Annotated in this window: 17 protein-coding genes; 7 read left to right on the forward strand and 10 right to left on the reverse strand. The window is 71.1% G+C overall.

Annotated elements, in window-relative coordinates:
* The 3 genes from KBY90_RS02815 to KBY90_RS02825 all read left to right on the forward strand — a co-directional run.
* Positions 1–238, forward strand: a 238-nt coding sequence (locus tag KBY90_RS02815; RefSeq protein ID WP_254966951.1) for an ROK family protein, incomplete at its 5' end; no start/stop codon positions are given.
* 8 nt (positions 239–246) lie between these two features.
* Positions 247–1,620, forward strand: a complete 1,374-nt coding sequence (locus KBY90_RS02820; RefSeq protein WP_261353022.1) for a glutamate-5-semialdehyde dehydrogenase — start codon at positions 247–249, stop codon at positions 1,618–1,620.
* Positions 1,617–2,045 (forward strand): dihydroneopterin aldolase, encoded by a 429-nt coding sequence (locus KBY90_RS02825; RefSeq protein WP_254966952.1) that lies wholly within the window; start codon positions 1,617–1,619, stop codon positions 2,043–2,045. The genes KBY90_RS02820 and KBY90_RS02825 overlap by 4 nt, the downstream gene beginning before the upstream one ends.
* Here the strand turns inward: KBY90_RS02825 and KBY90_RS02830 are convergent.
* Both KBY90_RS02830 and KBY90_RS02835 read right to left on the reverse strand, forming a co-directional pair.
* Complete coding sequence (locus tag KBY90_RS02830; RefSeq protein WP_254966953.1) at positions 1,969–2,523, reverse strand: DOMON-like domain-containing protein; 555 nt, start codon at positions 2,521–2,523, stop codon at positions 1,969–1,971. The two genes, KBY90_RS02825 and KBY90_RS02830, sit on opposite strands and share 77 nt — an antisense overlap.
* Positions 2,520–3,647: a phosphotransferase enzyme family protein gene (locus KBY90_RS02835; protein ID WP_254966954.1), complete on the reverse strand. Its 1,128-nt coding sequence runs from the start codon at positions 3,645–3,647 to the stop codon at positions 2,520–2,522. The genes KBY90_RS02830 and KBY90_RS02835 overlap by 4 nt, the downstream gene beginning before the upstream one ends.
* A 50-nt stretch (positions 3,648–3,697) precedes the next feature.
* Here KBY90_RS02835 and KBY90_RS02840 point away from each other — a divergent pair, with 50 nt between their 5' ends.
* Positions 3,698–4,378, forward strand: coding sequence for an alpha/beta fold hydrolase (locus KBY90_RS02840; RefSeq protein ID WP_254966955.1), 681 nt, complete (start codon positions 3,698–3,700; stop codon positions 4,376–4,378).
* A 45-nt stretch (positions 4,379–4,423) separates the two neighbouring features.
* On the opposite strand, the gene KBY90_RS02845 is transcribed toward KBY90_RS02840, so the two are convergent.
* The 5 genes from KBY90_RS02845 to thrS all read right to left on the reverse strand — a co-directional run bounded on the left by KBY90_RS02845 (position 4,424) and on the right by thrS (position 11,991).
* The gene (locus tag KBY90_RS02845; protein WP_254966956.1) at positions 4,424–6,538 is read right to left on the reverse strand and encodes a M3 family metallopeptidase; all 2,115 of its coding nucleotides are present in this window, start codon (positions 6,536–6,538) and stop codon (positions 4,424–4,426) included.
* 52 nt (positions 6,539–6,590) lie between these two features.
* A complete protein-coding gene (locus KBY90_RS02850; RefSeq protein ID WP_254966957.1) occupies positions 6,591–8,186 on the reverse strand; it encodes an NAD(P)H-quinone oxidoreductase subunit 4 in 1,596 nt (531 codons plus the stop codon).
* Between the two features lie 62 nt (positions 8,187–8,248).
* Positions 8,249–9,199 (reverse strand): homoserine kinase, encoded by a 951-nt coding sequence (gene thrB / locus KBY90_RS02855; protein WP_254966958.1) that lies wholly within the window; start codon positions 9,197–9,199, stop codon positions 8,249–8,251.
* A gap of 40 nt (positions 9,200–9,239) precedes the next feature.
* Positions 9,240–10,250, reverse strand: coding sequence for a glucokinase (locus tag KBY90_RS02860; protein WP_254966959.1), 1,011 nt, complete (start codon positions 10,248–10,250; stop codon positions 9,240–9,242).
* A 10-nt stretch (positions 10,251–10,260) separates the two neighbouring features.
* Complete coding sequence (thrS, locus tag KBY90_RS02865; RefSeq protein ID WP_254967166.1) at positions 10,261–11,991, reverse strand: threonine--tRNA ligase; 1,731 nt, start codon at positions 11,989–11,991, stop codon at positions 10,261–10,263.
* 177 nt (positions 11,992–12,168) lie between these two features.
* On the opposite strand from thrS, the gene KBY90_RS02870 reads away from it, so the two are divergent.
* Positions 12,169–12,630, forward strand: a complete 462-nt coding sequence (locus tag KBY90_RS02870) for a TM2 domain-containing protein (protein ID WP_254966960.1) — start codon at positions 12,169–12,171, stop codon at positions 12,628–12,630.
* 30 nt (positions 12,631–12,660) lie between these two features.
* Here KBY90_RS02870 and KBY90_RS02875 read toward each other — a convergent pair whose 3' ends face one another.
* The 3 genes from KBY90_RS02875 to KBY90_RS02885 all read right to left on the reverse strand — a co-directional run bounded on the left by KBY90_RS02875 (position 12,661) and on the right by KBY90_RS02885 (position 15,174).
* Positions 12,661–13,356: a glycoside hydrolase family 104 protein gene (locus KBY90_RS02875; protein ID WP_254966961.1), complete on the reverse strand. Its 696-nt coding sequence runs from the start codon at positions 13,354–13,356 to the stop codon at positions 12,661–12,663.
* Between the two features lie 229 nt (positions 13,357–13,585).
* Positions 13,586–14,635: a tryptophan--tRNA ligase gene (gene trpS, locus KBY90_RS02880; protein WP_254966962.1), complete on the reverse strand. Its 1,050-nt coding sequence runs from the start codon at positions 14,633–14,635 to the stop codon at positions 13,586–13,588.
* Between the two features lie 5 nt (positions 14,636–14,640).
* Positions 14,641–15,174 carry a hypothetical protein gene (locus KBY90_RS02885; protein ID WP_254966963.1) on the reverse strand — a complete coding sequence of 178 codons (534 nt, stop codon included), beginning with the start codon at positions 15,172–15,174 and terminating at the stop codon, positions 14,641–14,643.
* Positions 15,175–15,366: 192 nt separating this feature from the next.
* Here KBY90_RS02885 and KBY90_RS02890 point away from each other — a divergent pair, with 192 nt between their 5' ends.
* Both KBY90_RS02890 and psbA read left to right on the forward strand, forming a co-directional pair.
* The gene (locus KBY90_RS02890) at positions 15,367–16,800 is read left to right on the forward strand and encodes a YcjF family protein (protein WP_254966964.1); all 1,434 of its coding nucleotides are present in this window, start codon (positions 15,367–15,369) and stop codon (positions 16,798–16,800) included.
* A 222-nt stretch (positions 16,801–17,022) separates the two neighbouring features.
* Positions 17,023–18,099: a photosystem II q(b) protein gene (gene psbA, locus KBY90_RS02895; protein WP_254966965.1), complete on the forward strand. Its 1,077-nt coding sequence runs from the start codon at positions 17,023–17,025 to the stop codon at positions 18,097–18,099.
* Positions 18,100–18,201 lie beyond the last annotated feature (102 nt).

Raw genomic sequence — 18,201 nt, forward strand, 5'->3', positions numbered from 1 at the left:
GAGCTCCCTGCTCTACCTGTTCACCCCCGAGCTGGTGCTGATCGGCGGCGGCCTGAGCGCCGCCAGCCGCCACTTCCTGCCGGCCGCCTGGCGGCAGGTGCGGCAGCGGGTGCTGGAGGTGAGCCGCGAGGGGCTGCGGATCGAACCCTGTGCCCTCGGCAACGGCGCCGGCCGCCTGGGGGCTGCCCGCCTGGCCCTCGACCGGCTGGCTCCGGATGCCGCGCGTGAGTTGGGATGATGGCAGCCATGAGCATCTCCGCCCCGAGCTCCACCTCGGTTTCCGACCCCACGGTTTCCGACCCCACGGTTTCCGACCCCACCGTTCCCGACCCCAGCCCCGAGCTCCTGCAGCGCGCCGCCGCCGTGCGCCGCAGCGCCATGGCCCTGGGCCAGCTCGCCGACGGCCAGCGGCGGGCGGCCGTGGAGGCCATGGCTGAGGCCCTGGGCCGTGGTCGGGAGGCGATCCTGGCGGCCAACAGCGCCGACCTGGAGGCCGCCGCCGCCGACGGCCTGGCGCCGGCCCTGGTGGCGCGCCTGAAGCTGGACGCCGCCAAGCTGGACGCCGCCATCGCCGGTGTGCGCCAGGTGGCCGCCCTGGCCGACCCGCTGGGGCGGCGCCAGCTGCACACCGAGCTCGATCAGGGGCTGGTGCTGGAGCGCGTCACCGTGCCGCTGGGGGTGCTGGGGGTGATCTTCGAGGCCCGGCCCGATGCAGTGATGCAGATCGCCTCCCTGGCGATCCGCTCCGGGAATGGCGCCCTGCTCAAGGGCGGCAGGGAAGCCAGCCGCAGCTGCGCAGCCATCCTCGAGGCCCTGCGGGCGGGCCTGGCCGGCAGCGCCGTGGACCCCTCCGCCCTGGAGCTGCTCACCAGCCGCCAGGAGAGCCTGGCCCTGCTGCGCCTCGACGGGCTGGTGGACCTGATCATCCCGCGCGGCTCCAACGCCCTGGTGCGCTTCATCCAGGACAACACGCGCATCCCGGTGCTCGGCCACGCCGATGGCATCTGCCACCTCTACGTCGACCGGCAGGTGGATCCCGACCAGGCCCTGCGGGTGGCGATCGACGCCAAGACCCAGTACCCGGCCGCCTGCAACGCCATCGAGACCCTGCTGGTGCACCAGGCCATCGCGCCCACGTTCCTGCCGGCGGCTGTGGCCGCCTTCGCGGCGGCCGGCGTGGAGCTGCGCGGCGACGCCGCCGCCCGGGCCCTGGGGGTGCCCCACGCCGCCTCGGAGGACGACTGGGGCACGGAGTACTCCGACCTGATCCTGGCGGTGAAGGTGGTGCCCGATCTGCAGGCGGCCCTCGAGCACATCGCCACCTACGGCTCCCGCCACACCGACGCCATCTGCACCACCGACCCCGCGGCGGCCGACCGCTTCCTGGCGGCGGTGGACAGCGCCGGGGTGTACCTGAACTGCTCCACCCGCTTCGCCGACGGCTTCCGCTATGGCTTCGGGGCGGAGGTGGGCATCAGCACCCAGACCCTGCCGCCCCGGGGGCCGGTGGGGCTGGAGGGCCTGGTGACCTACCGCTACCGGCTGCGCGGCGAGGGCCACATCGCCGCCGACTACGCCAGCGGCACCCGCCGCTTCAGCCACCGCGCCCTGCCCCTGTGAGCACCCCTGCCACCGTGGGCCCTGGCCTCCCCGGCAATGGCATCGCCGTGCGGGGGCTGCGCCTCTGGGCCCACGTGGGCGTGCTGCCGTTCGAGCGCGAGCACGGTCAGTGGTTCGAACTGGATCTGGAGCTGGGGGTGGATCCGGCGCTCGCCGGCGGCACCGATCAGCTGGCCGACACGCTCGATTACGCCACCCTGATCGGCGCCCTGCAGCGCCAGGCCCGCAGCATCCGCTGCCACACCCTGGAGCGCTACGCGCAGGCCATCCTGGAGCTGATCGTCGAGTGCCACGGCCCGCTGCCGGTGCAGCTGGAGCTGCGCAAGTGCGCGGCCCCGGTGCCGGGGTTCAGCGGCAGCGTCGCCATCCGCCGCGCCAGTGGAAGTCTGCGTCTCCCGCTGGGTGAACCAGGGCCCAGTAGCTGAGACCGCCATCGGCGTGCTCGAGAACGGCGGTGAGCGCCAGCTCCAGCTCCTCCGCCTCCGCCAGCGGCGGTGGCAGGGGCAGCGAGGCCTGCAGCCGCAGGGCGCCGGTGCTGTGCTCCACCGCCAGGGGCAGGGCCTCCAGCGCGGGATCGGGGCGCAGGTTGCGGCGGTAGCCGTCCAGCTGATACCAGTTCCAGTCCCCCGACGGCGCCAGGTTCAGCTCCCAGTAGCCCTCCCGCCCGGGCACGGCCAGGAACGCTTCCAGACAGGTGTGCTGCCAGAGGCCGTCCCGGCGTAGCGGCACCGCCTGGAGCGGCGGAATCCGAAGCTGCTCCAGAGGCCCGCAGAGGTCGTAGCCGAGCCGCAGGTGCGCCCCCAGGCGCTCCGCCCGGGCGTGGAGGCTGAGTGCGGATCCCCGCGACGCCTCCGTCAGCGCCTCCCGAGCGGCGTGGGGCACCAGCTCGGCAGCCAGCATCATCCCAGCTCCTCCACCAGCGCCTCGATCGCCCCCTGCTGGGCCTCGATGCTCTGCACCAGGCGGAACTGCACCAGGGCCCGCTCCAGGTTGTGGCGGGGGTGGCGGCATTTGAAGTAGCGGTTGCCGGCCAGATGGTCGCTGAAGAAGCGCAGGCCGAGCTCGAAGCTGATCAGGCGCACCGCGGTGGGGATCAGCTCCAGGTCGGCCGGGGTGAGAAACGGCCGCGCCAGCTCCAGGTAGCCGCCCAGCATCGGCCGGCAGAGGGCCAGATCGAAGCTCACGGCGTTCAGGTCCGCGGCCTCCTCGCCTGCCGGATTGCAGCCCGAGCGCAGGCAGTCGCCGATGTCGTACTGCACCAGGCCCGGCTTCACCGTGTCCAGATCCACCAGTGCCACCGCCTCGCCGCTGCGGCGGTCGAGCAGCACGTTGTTCACCTTGGGATCGCCGTGGATCGGCCGCTCCTGCAGTCGGCCCTGCAGACGGGCCTGCTCCAGGGCCGGCACCAGCGCCTCCCGTTCAGCCACGAAAGCGCGGCAGAAGCGGCTGGCCTCGCAGGCCTGATCCAGGCCGCGACTGTCCAGCAGCTCCTGGTAGGCCGCCAGGTAGCGGGGCGTCACATGGAAGCCCTCCAGGGTGTCGGCCAGCTGAGCGCAGGGCAGGTCGTGGATCAGCAGGTGGAAGCGCCCCAGGGCCCGTCCCACCTCCCGGGCGTGGCCGGAATCCTGCACCGTGTCGTGGCTCACGCTGTCGTCGATGTGGGTGAGCAGCCGCCAGGCCTGGCCGTCCCGCTCCAGCCAGCTGGCCCCCCCGCTGCGGGCCGGCACCAGCCGCGGCAGCTCCCAGCTCCTGCCACTGCGCAGCCGGGGAGCGGGCCGGCCGTCGAGGTGCTCGCCCAGCGTGGCGATGTTGCCCATCACCAGCTCCGGCCGCGGAAACACGCCTGTGTTGAGCCGCTGCAGCACGTAGAGACTGCCGTCGGCCGCCTCCACCCGGTAGGTGTCGTTGACATTGCCGCTGCCCAGCGGGGCGAGGCCGCGCACCGGCGTGGCGATGGCGAACGCCTCGGCGATGGCCTGCAGCCGCCCATCGGCAGCGGTGGCGAAGGGTTGGTCCTGGGCGTTCATGGCGCCATCCTGACCTGACCTGAGCGGAGCGTCCTGTCCCCGCCGCCGTCATGCCCAGTTCCCCGCCCGCCAACGACACCCCCAGGCCCGACACCCCCCAGCCCGGCAGCCCCCAGCCCGGCTCCTCCCAGCCCGGCTGCACGGCCCCGCCGCTCGTGCTGGTGCATGGTCTCTGGGACACACCGGGGCTGTTCCGACGTCTCGAGCAGCGGCTCGAAGGCCGCCGTGACCCCGTGCTCGTGCCCCACCTGCCCCATGGCCTCGGGGAGCGGCCGGTGCTGGAGCTGGCCGAGGAGCTGGGGCAGGCCGTGGCGGACTGCTTCGGACCGGATCAGCCGGTGGATGTGCTGGGGTTCTCCCTCGGCGGGGTGATCGCGCGCACCTGGATCCAGCTGCTGGGCGGTCGGGAGCGCACCCGCCGCCTGATCAGCGTCGGCAGCCCGCACAGGGGCAGCCTGCTGGCCCTGCCCTGGCCCCGCCGCTGGCTGTCCACCGTGGCCGACCTGAGGCCCGGCAGCCCCCTGCTGCGCAGGCTCAACGACGACCCCGCCGGCCTGGAGGGGGTGGAGTGCACCAGCTTCTGGTGCCTCCCCGACCAGATGGTGGTGCCCAGCTGGACGGGTGTGCTGCCCCGGGGCTCACGGCACCAGCTGCCGGTGTGGCATCACCAGCAGCTGATCACCAGTCCCGCCGGTCTGGAGGCGATCGTGGCGGAGCTGCTGCGGCCCTGATCCCCGGTCCGGGTGCCACACGGGCGGTTGCAGGGGACGGGCGGTTCAGACGGCCGTCAGCCCGGAGTGACGGATCAGCGCCTCGGGGCTGGGCGGGCGGCCCCGGAACGCCTCGAACACCTCCGCCGGCGAGCGGCTCCCCCCCAGGCTGAGCACCGTGTCGCGGAAGCGGCGGCCGGTGGCCACCACCTGCTCCTCGTCGTCGAGTCCCACCTCCTCGAAGGCGCTGAAGGCGTCGGCGCTGAGCACCTCCGCCCACTTGTAGGAGTAGTAGCCCGCCGAGTAGCCACCGGCGAAGATGTGGCTGAAGGAGCAGAGGAAGGCGTCCTCGGGGATCGGTTCCAGCACCGTGGTGGTGCGCGCCACCTCCCGGCGCAGCTGCTCCGGCGTCTGGCCGCACTCCGGGGTCCACCGGCTGTGCAGGCGCAGGTCGGTGAGGGCGAAATGCACCTGGCGCAGGGTGGCGGTGCCGCCCATGAAGGTGCGGGCGGCCAGCAGCTTCTGATACTCCGCCTCCGGCAGCGGCTCGCCGCTCTGCCAGTGGCGGGCCATGCCCATCAGGGTGGTGCGCTCGTAGCACCAGTTCTCCATGAACTGGCTGGGCAGTTCCACCGCGTCCCACTCCACGTTGCTGATGCCGGCGGCCCGGGGCCGGTCGACCGTGGTGAGCATGTGCTGGAGGCCGTGGCCGAACTCGTGGAAGAGGGTCTCCACCTCCTCGAAGGTCATCAGGCTGGGGGTGTCGCCCACCGGGGGGCTCTGGTTGCAGATCAGGTAGGCCACCGGCAGCACCGGCTCGCCGGCGGGGGTGCGGCTGCGGCCCAGGCACTCGTCCATCCAGGCGCCGCCGCGCTTGCTGCCTGGCCGGCTGTAGGGGTCGAGGTAGAAGGCCGCCAGCAGGTCGCCGCTGGCGCCGTCGTGCACGCGGAAGTAGCGCACGTCGGGATGCCAGGTGGGTGCTTCGCCCGGCTCGGTGGCCTGGATGCGGATGTCGAACAGCCGCTGGCAGAGCCCGAACAGCCCCTGCAGCACCTGCTCGAGCGGGAACCAGGGGCGCAGGGCCTCGGTGTCCAGCTCGAAGCTCTCCTTGCGCAGCACCTCGGCCCAGTGGGCCACGTCCCAGGGTTTGAGATCGGCGGCTTCCGGGGCGCCGTGGCGGGCGGCGCAGGCGCGCAGCTCCTCCAGCTCCCGCTGGGCCACGGGGTAGGCCGCGGCCCGCAGATCGTCGAGCAGCTGCTCCACCTCGGCCACCGATTCGGCCATCTTGCTGGCCAGGCTCACCTCCGCCCAGTTGGCGTAGCCCAGGCGCCGGGCCTGCTCCAGCCGCAGGCTGAGGATGCGTTCGATCAGGGGTCTGTTGTCGAGGTCGCCACCGGAGGCCCGGGACACCTGGGCGCGGTAGACGGCCTCGCGCAGGTCGCGCCGCCGGCTGTACTTCAGGAACGGCACCACCCGCGGCATGTCCAGCCCCATGCGCCAGCCGTCATCGCCCGCATCGCGGGCCGCCTGGGCCAGCAGGGCCCTGAGGCTGTCGGGCAGGCCCGCGAGCTCCTCCTCGCTGGTGAGCTTGAGGCTCCACTTGTTGGTGGCATCGAGCACGTGGTTGCCGAAGTCGCTGGCCAGCTGGGCCAGTTCGGCGGTGGCGGCATTGAAGGCCTCCTGCTCGCTCCCCTCCAGCCCCACACCGCGCAGCCGCATGTGGCGCAGCTCGGAGGCCAGGATGCGGCGCTGGGTGCCATCGAGGTGCTGGCGCTCCAGCTGCTCCAGGGCTCGGTAGATCGGCCTGCTCTGACCGGCCCGGCTGCCGAAGGCCACCACCGCCCCCTGCTGGTTCTGGTAGGCCTCGCGCAGCGCCGGGCTGTTGCACACGCCATGCAGATGGCTCACCACCCCCCAGCTCCAGCGCAGCCGTTCCTCCAGATGGCGCAGCGGATCCATCAGCTCCTCCCAGCCGATGACTGGCTGGGGCTCCGGACCGTTGCCGTCGGCGGCACCCAGACGCTGCTCCAGCCGGCATTCGAGGCTCTCCAGTTCCTCGTGCAGGTCCCGCAGCAGGGCCGGGATCGCGGCGTCCACCTGCTCCGGGGTGATCTCCTCGAAGCTGGGCAGACCGGTGCCCGCCAGCAGGGGGGGCTGAGCCGGGGCTGACGCGTTGGCCATGGCGGAGGGGTCGCTGCCGCCATTTCAGACCATCGAGCGGGGGGTGTGCGGTTCAGCCCAGGGCGGTGAACCGTCCCAGCGCCACGGCCACGGTGCCGGCGAGCTGGCTGGAGAGGGCGTTGGTGCTGGCGGAATAGAAGTCGATCGCCACCCGCGGCCAGAAGCCGATCACCAGGGTGGGCACCAGCAGGGTGAGGCCGATCACCAGCTCCCGGGGGGTCATGTCGCCCACCACGGCGAGGGCCGGGATGCGGGGCCCGAAGAACACGCGGCGGCAGAGGCTCAGCAGGTAGACCGGCGTGAGCACCAGGCCGATGGCGGCCAGCACGATCGTGATCACCCGGAAGCCGGTGGTGAAGTCGTCGTTGGCGGTCACCCCCAGGAACACCGTGATCTCGCTGACGAAGCCGCTCATGCCGGGCAGAGCGAGCGAAGCCAGGCAGCTGGCCAGGAAGAAGGCGAAGGTGATCGGCAGCGCCTTGGCCAGACCACCCATGTTGGGGATCGAGAGGGTCTCGGTGCGCTCGTAGAACACGCCGGTGACGAAGAACATCGCCGCGGCGATCAGGCCGTGGCTGATCATCTGCAGCATGGCCCCGCTCATGCCCAGGGCATCGATGGCACCGATGCCCACCAGCACGAAGCCCATGTGGCTCACCGAGCTGCAGGCGATGCGCCGCTTGACGTTGTCCTGGGCGAAGGCGTTGAGGGCGCCGTAGATGATGTTGACGATGCCCAGCACGATCAGGGCCGGGGCCAGCACCAGATGGGCCTCGGGCAGCATCTGTACGTTGAAGCGCATCAGGGCGTAGCCGCCCATCTTCAGCAGCACCCCGGCCAGCAGCATCGACACCGGCGCGTTGGCCTCGCCGTGGGCGTCGGGCAGCCAGGTGTGCAGGGGGAACATCGGCAGCTTGACGCCGAAGCCCACCAGGAAGCCCAGATAGCAGAGCAGGCCGAAGGTGCCCCCGGGGCTGCGGGCCGCCAGCTCGGAGAGGTTGAAGCTGAAGGGGCCGTTGAAGGCCAGGGCGAGGCCGCTCACCAGGATCAGCAGCGAGGCGGTGGCGGTGTAGAGGATGAACTTGGTGGCGGCGTACTGGCGCTGCTTGCCGCCCCAGATGGCGATCAGCAGATACACCGGCACCAGCTCCAGTTCCCAGGCCAGGAAGAACAGCAGGAAGTCCTGGGACAGGAACACCAGCCCCTGGGCCGAGGCCTGCACCAGCATCAGGGCGTAGTAGAGGCGGGTCTTGCGGTTCACCTTCCAGCTGGCCGCCACCGAGAGCAGGGTGACCAGGCCGGAGAGCACCACCAGCGGCGCCGAGAGGCCATCGGCGGCGAGGGACCACTCCAGGCCCAGCACGGGCACCCAGCTCACCCGCTCCACCAGCTGCAGACCGCTGAGGCTGCCGTCGAAGTGACGGCTGAAGCACACCAGCATCAGCAGCAGATCCACCGCCAGGGCCCCCAGGGCAAGGGAGCGGGGCAGGCGGGGATCGCTGCCGTCGCCGGGCAGCAGGGGCATCAGCAGCGCCACCGCCGCAGGCAGCAGCACGATCAGGCTGAGCCAGGGGAACGCTCCCGTGGCCGCTGCCGTGTCCGTCAGCAGAGGGGTGGACGCAGCCAAGAGGGGCAGGTTGGCGTCCATCCCTTACGCGCCGAAAGCGTGTTGACGCTAACAGTTGCCCCGCAGGCGCTGAGTAGATCTACTCAGCACAGATCCGGCAACGGCAGCCAGTGGCTGCCGCTCTGCTGCACCCCCAGCACCTCGCCGCGGGCCTCCACACCGGCCCGGTGCCAGGCCACCAGCATCTCCCGACGCACCGCATCGGCCACCTCGCCCCGGCACAGCGCCAGCAGGCTCGGCCCGGCGCCGCTGATCACGCAGCCCCAGGCGCCGGCCTGCAGGGCCGCCTCGCGCACCTTCTGGCCGCCGGGGATCAGTCCCCAGCGGTAGGGCTCGTGGAGGCGGTCGTGCATGCCGTCGGTGATCAGGTCGCCGTTGCCGGTGCGCAGCCCCTGCAGCAGCAGCGTGAGGGCGCCGAGGTTGATCACCGCGTCGGCCACCGGAATCGCCTTGGGCATGGCCCGCCTGGCTTCGCTGGTGGTGAGCCGGATCGCTGGAATCGCCACCACCGCCACCACCTCGGGTGACCACTCGCAGCGCACCACCCGCCAGCGGTGGGAAGCCGCCCTGGCAGTCATGCACAGGCCTCCCACCAGCGAGGGCACGACGTTGTCCGGATGGCCCTCGATGTCGATGGCCAGCTCCAGCAGCTTCTCCTTGCTCAGGGGCTCACCCACCAGGGCATTGGCGCCCATCAGCCCGGCCACGATCGCCGTGGCGCTGCTGCCCAGGCCCCGGGCCGGCGGCACCGCGAGGCGCACACGGGCCTCCAGCCCCACCGGCTCCTCGCCGGCCTCCTTCCACACCCGCTGCGCCGAGCGGTACATGAGGTTGTCGGGACCACCGCGCAGATGGGCCCCCTCCCGCCCCTCGATGATCAGGTCGAAGCGCTGGCTGTCTCCCTCCATGCAGCGCAGCTCGAACACGTTGTCGAGATCCAGCGCGGCGCCGAGGCAGTCGAATCCCGGCCCGAGGTTGGCCGTGGTGGCCGGAACGTGGACGATGACCCCTTGGCCGACCCGGGGGCGCACCATGGCGATGGCTCTGCTGCGGCCAGTGTCTCAGCTCGCCGTCTCAGCCCGCCGCGCCCAGCAGCATGCGGGCCCGGCAGGCGGCGCTGAACTCGCCGATGGCCGGATCGGTCACGGCGGTGATCGGGATCGGCTCCAGCACCGACGCCAGCCGCCCCTTGTTCAGGAAGGCGCGGCGGAAGAGCGGGCCGCGCAGCTCCATCAGCAGCTTGCCCGCCGTGCCGCCGGCCAGCCAGATGCCGCCGCGGCAGAGCCCCGTGAGGGCCAGATCGCCGGCGACGCTGCCGTAGGCGTCCAGCCAGAGATCCAGGGCCTCACGGGCGAGGGGATCCGCCTGCGCCGCCGCGCTGGCCACCGCCGCCGGCAGATCGCCCGTGACCCGCTGCAGCGGGTGGTCGCCGTCGGGGTGGCGGCGGCTGAGCAGCCAGCGGGCCACGTGCCCCAGGCCGGTGCCGCTCACCACGCGCTCGATCGACACCCGGGAGATCCCCAGATCCGCCCCCAGCCACTGCTTGAGGTCCCATTCGGCCTCGTGACGCGGCGCGAATTCGGCATGGGCCGCCTCGCTGGCCACCGCCACCAGTCCATCCGCGCCCGGCACGCCGTAGGCGACCCCCAGACCCGTGCCGGCGCCCAGCACCAGCACAGGCTCATCCCCGCAGGCGCTGCCCTGGCGGATCGAGGCCTGCTGGGCGGGGCCGAGATGCAGCAGGCCATAGATCAGCACGGCGAAGTCGTTCACCAGGTCCACCACGGGGATGCCCGTGGCGGCGCTCAGCTCCCGCTCCTCCAGCTGCCAGGGGAGGTTGGTGAGTCGGGCCGTGCCCTGCTGCACCGGGCCGGCCACGGCGAAGCAGGCGGCCGCTGGGGCCTCCTGGGCCGCACCCGTCTCCCGGGCTTCCGCCAGGAAGGCCAGCACCATCGGTGCCAGGTCGGGCCACTCCTCCGAGCCGTAGCGGCGTGAGCAGAGGGGCTCGAGCTGCTCCTCGCGGGTGCGGTAGAGGGCGAGCAGGGTCTTGGTTCCGCCGATGTCTCCGGCCAGGACGATGGTCATCGCCGGGAGCTCAGGCTGCCGTGGCGGCGGGCTCAAGCCCCAGGCCCGCCGCCAGGTTGGCGCTGGCGCCGCTCGCCGCCGCCAGCAGCTCCTCCAGGGGCACCGAGCCCAGGTCGCCGTCGCGGCGGCTGCGCAGGCTGATCTGCCGGCTCTCGGCCTCCTTGGCGCCGATCACGCCGAGCACCGGGATCTTCATCTGCTCGCCGTTGCGGATCAGCTTGCCCAGCCGGTCGCCCGAATGGTCCACCGTGGCCCGCACCCCGGCGGTCACCAGCCGGCTGCGCACCTCCTCGGCGTAGGGCACCACCTCATCGGTGACCGGCAGCAGGCGGATCTGCTCGGGCGCCAGCCAGAAGGGGAAATCGCCGGCGTAGTTCTCGGTCATGATCCCGAAGAACCGCTCCAGCGAGCCGAAGATGGCGCGGTGGATCATGATCGGCCGCTGGCGCGTGCCGTCGGCGGCCACGTACTCCAGCTGGAAGCGCTCCGGCAGGTTGAAGTCGAGCTGGATGGTGGAGCACTGCCACATCCGGCCGATGGCGTCCTCGATCTTGAGGTCGATCTTGGGGCCGTAGAAGGCGCCGCCGCCCTCATCGACCTTGTAGGCCCAGCCCTTGCGGTTCAGGGCCTCGATCAGGCCGGCGGTGGCCAGCTCCCACACGGCGTCCTCACCGATCGACTTCTCCGGCCGGGTGGAGAGGTTGATCTCGTAGCTGCGGAAATCAAAGGTGGAGAGGATCTGCTCGGTGAGATCGAGGATGCGCAGGATCTCATCGCTGATCTGCTCGGGCAGGCAGAACACGTGGGCGTCGTCCTGGGTGAAGCCCCGCACCCGCATCAGCCCGTGCATCACCCCAGGGCGCTCGTAGCGGTACACGGTGCCGAGCTCAGCCCAGCGGATCGGCAGTTCGCGGTAGCTGCGCAGGGTGCTGGCGTAGGTGAGCACGTGGAATGGGCAGTTCATAGGCTTGAGCTGGTATTCCCGCTCATCCACCTGCATCGGCCCGAACATGCTCTCGCTGTAGAAGTCGAGGTGGCCGGAGGTCTTCCACAGGCTGATGTCGGCCACGTGGGGCGTGTAGAGCAGCTCGTAGCCGGCCTTGAAGTGCAGATCCCGCCAGAGGTCTTCGATCAGCAGGCGCATGCGGGCGCCGCGCGGATGCCAGAACACCAGGCCGGCGCCGGCCTCATCCTCGATCGAGAACAGATCCAGGTCCGTGCCCAGGCGCCGGTGGTCGCGGCGCTTGGCCTCTTCCTTGCGGCGCTGGTATTCGGCCAGTTGCTCGGGGGTTTCCCAGGCGGTGCCATAGATGCGCTGCAGCTGGGCGTTGGCCTCATCGCCGCGCCAGTAGGCGCCGGCCACGCTTTCGAGCTCGAAGGCCTTGGCGTTGAGCTCGCCGGTGTTGCCCACGTGGGGGCCGGCGCAGAGGTCCCACCACTCCTCCCCCAGGGTGTAGAGGGTGATCGGCTCGGAGATCCCGGCCAGGATCTCGAGTTTGTAGGGCTCGTTCTGGGCCTGGATCCTGGCCTCGGCCTCGGCGCGGCTCACCTCGATGCGCTCGAGCGGCAGCTTCTTGTTGATGATCCGGATCATCTCCTTCTTGATGGCCTTGAGGTCGGCCTCGGTGAAGGGATCGGGGCTGTCGAAGTCGTAGTAGAAGCCGGTCTCGGTCCAGGGGCCGATGGTCACCTGGGCCTTGGGAAACAGCTTCTGCACCGCCATGGCCATCACGTGGCTCATCGAGTGGCGGATGCGCAGCAGCTGGTCGCTCTCGCTGGTCTTGGGCAGGTGGACGGCGCTTCCGGCGGCGGGAACAGCGCTGGACGCTGGCGCGGAAGCGGTCACGGGCAATCGGCACGGGGCGAAGGCCGATCCTACGCAGCGCTTCTAGGCTCAGCTGTCGGCCGTTGAGCGGTGATGGCGGGTCCTCTGGTGCGAGATGGCGAGCGCCGCACGCTGGCCCTCTCCTACCTGCTCTGGGGCCTGGGACTGCTGGGGGTGTGCGGGCTGCAGCGCTTCTACAACCGCAAGCCCTACAGCGGCACTCTCTATCTGCTCAGCTTCGGCCTCTGCGGGGTCGGCCAGCTGGTGGATCTGTGGCTGATGCCGGAGATGGTCGATCGGGCCAACACCCTGCCCCTGCTGCGCCGCGGCCAGCCTCTGCCGCTGGCGAGGCAGCTGCTGGAGCGTCAGCTGCTGGAGCTGGCCCGGCGCAGCGGCGATCGCGGCTTCACCATCAACGACGCCCTGCTGGCGCTGCAGCCCGGCAGTCCCGTGGACAGCCAGCAGCTGCGGGCCGAGATTCAGCGGCTCCTCGAGAATCACCTGCTCGATGTCGGCAACGACCCCCGGGGCCGGGTGGTGTACCGCGAGCCCTGACGCCGGCGGGACGAGGTCTGCCGTGGGCCCTCAGCCGGCGGCCTGGTGCCGCTGCAGCGCCGAGCGGTAGAAGGCCAGCAGCTCCTGGCGGGTCTTCACCGGCTGGCCGTAGTAGCTGCCGCCGTGGTGGGCCGGCAGGGAGGCCCACTCCGGTGCCAGGCGCGCCATCACGTCGGCGGTGAGGCCTGCCCGGTCGAACAGGGCGAGGGCGCCGCGCCGCTCGACCAGATGCAGGGCGGCCTGGTCCTGGTTGTGGGGTTCGAAGCTGCGCAGCCTGAGCTGGCGGGACACCGCCTGCCAGGTGGAGGGCAGGAACTGGTAGGCGCCGGCGGCGGCGCTGGTGTACCGCCGCTGCACGGTGATCTCGGGATGGCGCTCCAGTCCGCTGAACAGCCCACCGCCGTAGAGCACCCGGTAGCCCTCGGGGCTGCCCCCCTTCCAGGTGCCCTCGGCGTAGCGGATGGTGTCCAGCAGGGCGCGGCGGGCCGGGGTGATCGTGTAAGGGCCGGCATCGGCCACGCGTGCGGCCACGGGGCGGGGCGCTTCCGGCAGCACCGGCAGGGGCCTGGGCCGGGAGACGGCGGTGGCGGGTCGGGGCATCGGCACCACGCTGCCCACGGCAATGGCCAGCAGGGTGGAGGCGAACAGGCGGTGGGTGGTCAGACGCGAATGAATCGTGCTGCATGACCCTGCTGAGCCGGGGTGCACCACAGCCAGGGGGGGCACGGGGGGGTTGACGCAGGCCGGGCGATGTGTATCAAAACCCACAGGACGGGTTGTGTCGCAGCTGCGACGGCTGGATCTGGCCAGCGCCAAACCCTGTGGCGTCCTGAGCTCCTGGGGTTCCGCCGGGCCCAGGGCCGGCTGCTGCCGGGCGATTCCTTGAAGCGATCGGGGCCCGCCGCCACCGCCGGCCCGATTGATCAGCCCGTCTGATCAGTGCCTGTCCTGGCGATCAGCGCGCCTGCGGTGCGCGGGGGGATGCCGGCAGGAATCCGAGGGCAGCCCGAACCCGGTCCAGGGTGCTCTGGGCCACGGCCAGTGCTCTCTCCCGGCCCTCGGCCAGCACGGCCTCAAGGGTGGCCGGCTCGGCGCGCAGGTCGCGGTAGCGCTCCTGGATGGGCCGCAGGGCCTCCACGGTGGCTTCGGTGAGCAGGGGCTTGAAGCGTCCCCAGCCCATCGCCGCGCATTCCTCGGCCACCGCAGCGCGGCCGCGGCCGGAGAGCACCGCATAGAGACCCAGCAGGTTGTCGGCTTCGGGCCGTTCGGGATTGCCGAACTCCAGGCCCATGGTGGGGTCGGTGCGGGCCCGCTTGATCTTGCGACTGATCAGCTCCGGCGGATCCAGCAGGGTGATGCGTGAGCCCTCGTTGGGATCGCTCTTGCTCATCTTGCTGGTGCCGTCGGTGAGGCTCATCACCCGGGCTCCCTCCGCCAGGATCATGGGTTCGGGCACCTTCAGGATGGGTACGGGTTCGCCGTCGGCTCCCCTGGGGGCGAAGCGGGCGTTGATGCGCTGCTGGGCGATGTCGCGGGCCAGTTCCAGGTGCTGCTTCTGGTCTTCGCCCACCGGCACCAGATCGGCGTCGTAGAGCAGGATGTCCGCGGCCATCAGCACCGGATAGTCGAGCAGGCCTGCAGACACCTGGTCGCCCTGCTTGACGGCCTTCTCCTTGAACTGGATCATCCGCTCCAGCCAGTTGAGCGGCGTGACGCAGTTCAGCAGCCAGCACAGTTCGCTGTGGGGCGGCACCTGGCTCTGCACGAAGACGGTGGAGCGCGCCGGATCGATGCCGCAGGCCAGGTAGAGGGCGGCGGTGGTGAGGGTGTCCTCCGCCAGGCGGGCCGGATCGTGGGGCACCGTGATGGCGTGCAGGTCCACCACACAGAAAAAGGTGTCGTGGTCGCTCTGCAGATCAACCCAGTTGCGGATCGCCCCCAGCCAGTTGCCCAGGTGCAGGGCGCCGGTGGGCTGAACGCCGGAGAGCACCCGGGGCCTGGTCATGGCGATCAGCTCTCGCTGGCGGCGGTTGCGCTCCCAGCTTCCGCCTTCACGGAGGGCTCTGCCTCCAGGGACGGCTCCCCGTGATCGTCCGCTGCGGACTCGGCTGCCTCCTGGGTGGCCTCCGCAGGTTCCGGCTCCGCCTGCGGTTGCGGGGACGGCACCGGCTCCGCGGCGGCTGCCGGCCGGCTGGGTCGGGCGAAGGGATCAACCTGCGGCGCGCGCTCCTGGCGCCCGCCCCGGCCACCATCGCGTCCGGCGCGCTCGGAGCGGGGGGACCGGTCCTGACGCTCCGGCCGGGTACCGGCCGCGGCCTGTTGCTGCGCCACCAGCGCCTCCAGCTGGCCCTCCTCCAGGAGCTGGCCGAGGGTGCGCACCGAGAAGCCCAGCACCGCCACGGTGGAGCGCAGACGGAAGGCTTCCTGGATGCTGCGGGCGGCGCGCATCTCGTTATCACTCAGACGGATGCGAAAGCCACCCGCATCGCGGTTGCCCCCGGCTCGCCCGGCCTGGGGCGCTGGCGTGGTGGTCTCGTCAGCCATGGCTGCAACCGCTGAATCAGGCGCAAGTGTGCCGCATCGTCCGGCGCCGCCGCGGTGCCGCCGCATGGGTTGCGAAGGCCGCGCCGCGATGGTGCTCCACCGTGCCGCCTGAGCTAAAGAGGCTCAGCTCCCACCATCGCGTTGACGCCACCGCCGTCACCCGCATCGCCCGCATTGCCCTGCTCGTCCGCATTGTCCGGCTCGCCCGCATCGTCCGGCTCGTCCGCATCGCCTTCCGGCCCGCTCCCACCGGCCCTGGCGCTGCCGCCGCTCGCTGTGCTGGCCGCCCGGCGGCTGTGGCCCCTGGCCGCCGGCACCGTGGCCGCCGGCCTGGCGCTCGATGGCCTGGAGCGGCTCGCTCCGGGTTCCATTCTTTCCGCGGCGGCCGCCGCCGCCGGCCTCGGGCTGCTCTGGTGGCTGCGGCCAGGCCGTGCCCGCCCGTCCATGGCCGCGCCTACAACGGCTGATGGCTGGCTGCAGCGGCTGGAGGCCCTGCAGGGCCAGTTCGCGCAGCTCGAGCAGGAGCACCAGCACGCCGAGACGTCCCTGGCTCCGGCCTGTCAGCGACGGGATGCCCAACTCAGTGCCCTGCGGGCCCAGCTGCAGCGCCCGGGGCTTCACCTGGCCGTGGTCGGCCGCACCCCGCTCGATCCCGCCTCGCGGCAGCGCTTCTCGCTGGCCCTGCAGGGCTCCCACCCCCTCACCCTGCACTGGTCGGGCCCGCTGCCCGCGGCCACCGGCGACTGGCAGTGGCCGGAGCCCTTCAGCAGCTGCGACGCCCTGGTGTTCTGCCTGAGCACACCGCTGATGGCCTCCGACCTGCGCTGGCTCGAGGCCCTCCCCGGCGGCCAACCCCTGTGGCTGCTGCTGAACCAGGGCGCGCACGGGGATCCTGCCGCTGCCCGCTCCGAACTGCTCAGCCAGCTGCGGCTTCAGCCGGCCCCCACCGTTCTCTGCTGGGACGGAAGCGAGGATCCGCACACGGCGCTGCGGCCCCTGGCCCAGAGCTGTGCGGCCGAGGCCGCGCGGCTTCGGCGCGATCGCCAGCTGCGCTGTCTCGAGGATCTGCACAGCCGCTGGCAGGCGGAACTGGAGGGTCTGCGCAGGGTGCGGTTCCAGATGATCCAGCAGCGCACCCAGTGGCTGGTGGCCGCCGGTGTGGTGGCGGCGCCGCTGCCGAGCCTGGACCTGCTGGTGCTGGCGGTGGCCAATGGCCTGATGGTGCGGGAGATGGCTCAGCTCTGGGACTGTCCCTGGAGCGGCGAGCAGCTGCGGGCCCTGGCGGTGGAACTGGCCCGGGCCTCGCTCAGCCTGGGCGTTGTGGAATGGAGCACCCAGGCCCTGGCTGGGGCGGTGAAGTGGCATGGGGCCACCTGGCTGCTGGGCAGCGTGGTGCAGGCCCTCAGCGCCGCCTATCTCACCCGCGTGGTGGGCCGGGCCATGGCCGACACCCTGGCCCGCTCGGTGGGGGTGAAGGAGCCGGACCTGGAGCGGATCCGCCGCGAGGCGCCCCTGCTGGTGGCGCGCGCCGCCGAACGCGAGCGCATCGACTGGTCGGCTTTCGTGCGACAGGCGCAGCAGTGGTTGACGGAGCAGGCCAGCAACACTTCGCAGCAATCGGCGTAACGAATCGCTAAGCGGTGGAACGTTTCATTGCGGCTTCTCATCGCTTCTGAGAATGTCCGTAGCTTTTTCAGGTCACCGCTGAGCATCCGAAGCCCGACAGGCATCCTGCGGGCAACCCGGCCGTGCCAGCCGTGGCTCTGTTCTCATCCCGGTTCTCATCCCGGCCCAACACCGGTCTGAAACCGTTCTCTTCCCTCCTCGTCGTTTCCTGAGGACTTCTCCATGACCACCGCACTGCGCGGCGGCCGCGCCGGAAGCTGGGAAAGCTTCTGCCAGTGGATCACCTCCACCAACAACCGCATCTACGTGGGTTGGTTCGGTGTGCTGATGATCCCCTGCCTGCTGGCGGCCACCATCTGCTTCATCGTGGCGTTCATCGCCGCTCCCCCGGTCGACATCGACGGCATCCGTGAGCCCGTCGCCGGATCCTTCCTCTACGGCAACAACATCATCTCCGGCGCCGTTGTTCCCTCCAGCAACGCCATCGGCCTGCACTTCTACCCCATCTGGGAAGCCGCTTCCCTCGATGAGTGGCTGTACAACGGCGGTCCCTACCAGCTGGTGGTCTTCCACTTCCTGATCGGCATCTCCGCCTACATGGGTCGGCAGTGGGAGCTCTCCTACCGCCTGGGCATGCGCCCCTGGATCTGCGTGGCCTACAGCGCCCCACTCTCGGCCGCCTTCGCGGTGTTCCTGATCTATCCCTTCGGTCAGGGCAGTTTCTCTGACGGCATGCCCCTCGGCATCAGCGGCACCTTCAATTTCATGCTGGTGTTCCAGGCTGAGCACAACATCCTGATGCACCCCTTCCACATGCTGGGTGTGGCCGGTGTGTTCGGCGGCAGCCTCTTCTCCGCCATGCACGGCTCGCTGGTGACCAGCTCGCTGCTGCGGGAGACCACCGAAACCGAGAGCCAGAACTATGGCTACAAGTTCGGGCAGGAGGAGGAGACCTACAACATCGTGGCCGCCCACGGCTACTTCGGTCGCCTGATCTTCCAGTACGCCTCCTTCAACAACAGCCGCAGCCTGCACTTCTTCCTGGCTGCCTGGCCGGTGGTGGGCATCTGGTTCACCAGCCTGGGCATCAGCACCATGGCCTTCAACCTGAACGGCTTCAACTTCAACCAGTCGATCCTCGACGCCCAGGGCAAGGTGGTGCCCACCTGGGCCGACGTGATCAACCGCGCCAACCTGGGCATGGAAGTGATGCACGAGCGCAACGCCCACAACTTCCCGCTCGACCTGGCCGCCAGCGACTCGATCCCCGTGGCGCTCACCGCCCCGGCCGTTGGCTGATCACGGACAGCCCGGCTGAGGTCCGCCTCAGCCTCCGAGGTTCAGCAGCCCCCTCGTCGAGGGGGCTTTTTGCTGTCCGTCCCGCGAGGCCCCTGCCCGGGC

The organism is Cyanobium sp. CH-040, assembly GCF_024346135.1.
Taxonomy (GTDB): Bacteria; Cyanobacteriota; Cyanobacteriia; order PCC-6307; family Cyanobiaceae; genus NIES-981.

Bases quoted from the DNA above. Each gene is read 5' to 3' on its own strand.
- KBY90_RS02845 (WP_254966956.1), bottom strand. From the start codon at position 6,538: ATGGCCAACGCGTCAGCCCCGGCTCAGCCCCCCCTGCTGGCGGGCACC.
- KBY90_RS02835 (WP_254966954.1), bottom strand. From the start codon at position 3,647: ATGAACGCCCAGGACCAACCCTTCGCCACCGCTGCCGATGGGCGGCTG.
- thrS (WP_254967166.1), bottom strand. From the start codon at position 11,991: ATGAGCCACGTGATGGCCATGGCGGTGCAGAAGCTGTTTCCCAAGGCC.
- thrB (WP_254966958.1), bottom strand. From the start codon at position 9,199: ATGGTGCGCCCCCGGGTCGGCCAAGGGGTCATCGTCCACGTTCCGGCC.
- trpS (WP_254966962.1), bottom strand. From the start codon at position 14,635: ATGACCAGGCCCCGGGTGCTCTCCGGCGTTCAGCCCACCGGCGCCCTG.
- psbA (WP_254966965.1), top strand. From the start codon at position 17,023: ATGACCACCGCACTGCGCGGCGGCCGCGCCGGAAGCTGGGAAAGCTTC.
- KBY90_RS02850 (WP_254966957.1), bottom strand. From the start codon at position 8,186: ATGGACGCCAACCTGCCCCTCTTGGCTGCGTCCACCCCTCTGCTGACG.
- KBY90_RS02820 (WP_261353022.1), top strand. From the start codon at position 247: ATGAGCATCTCCGCCCCGAGCTCCACCTCGGTTTCCGACCCCACGGTT.
- KBY90_RS02885 (WP_254966963.1), bottom strand. From the start codon at position 15,174: ATGGCTGACGAGACCACCACGCCAGCGCCCCAGGCCGGGCGAGCCGGG.
- KBY90_RS02840 (WP_254966955.1), top strand. From the start codon at position 3,698: ATGCCCAGTTCCCCGCCCGCCAACGACACCCCCAGGCCCGACACCCCC.
- KBY90_RS02860 (WP_254966959.1), bottom strand. From the start codon at position 10,250: ATGACCATCGTCCTGGCCGGAGACATCGGCGGAACCAAGACCCTGCTC.
- KBY90_RS02870 (WP_254966960.1), top strand. From the start codon at position 12,169: ATGGCGGGTCCTCTGGTGCGAGATGGCGAGCGCCGCACGCTGGCCCTC.
- KBY90_RS02830 (WP_254966953.1), bottom strand. From the start codon at position 2,523: ATGATGCTGGCTGCCGAGCTGGTGCCCCACGCCGCTCGGGAGGCGCTG.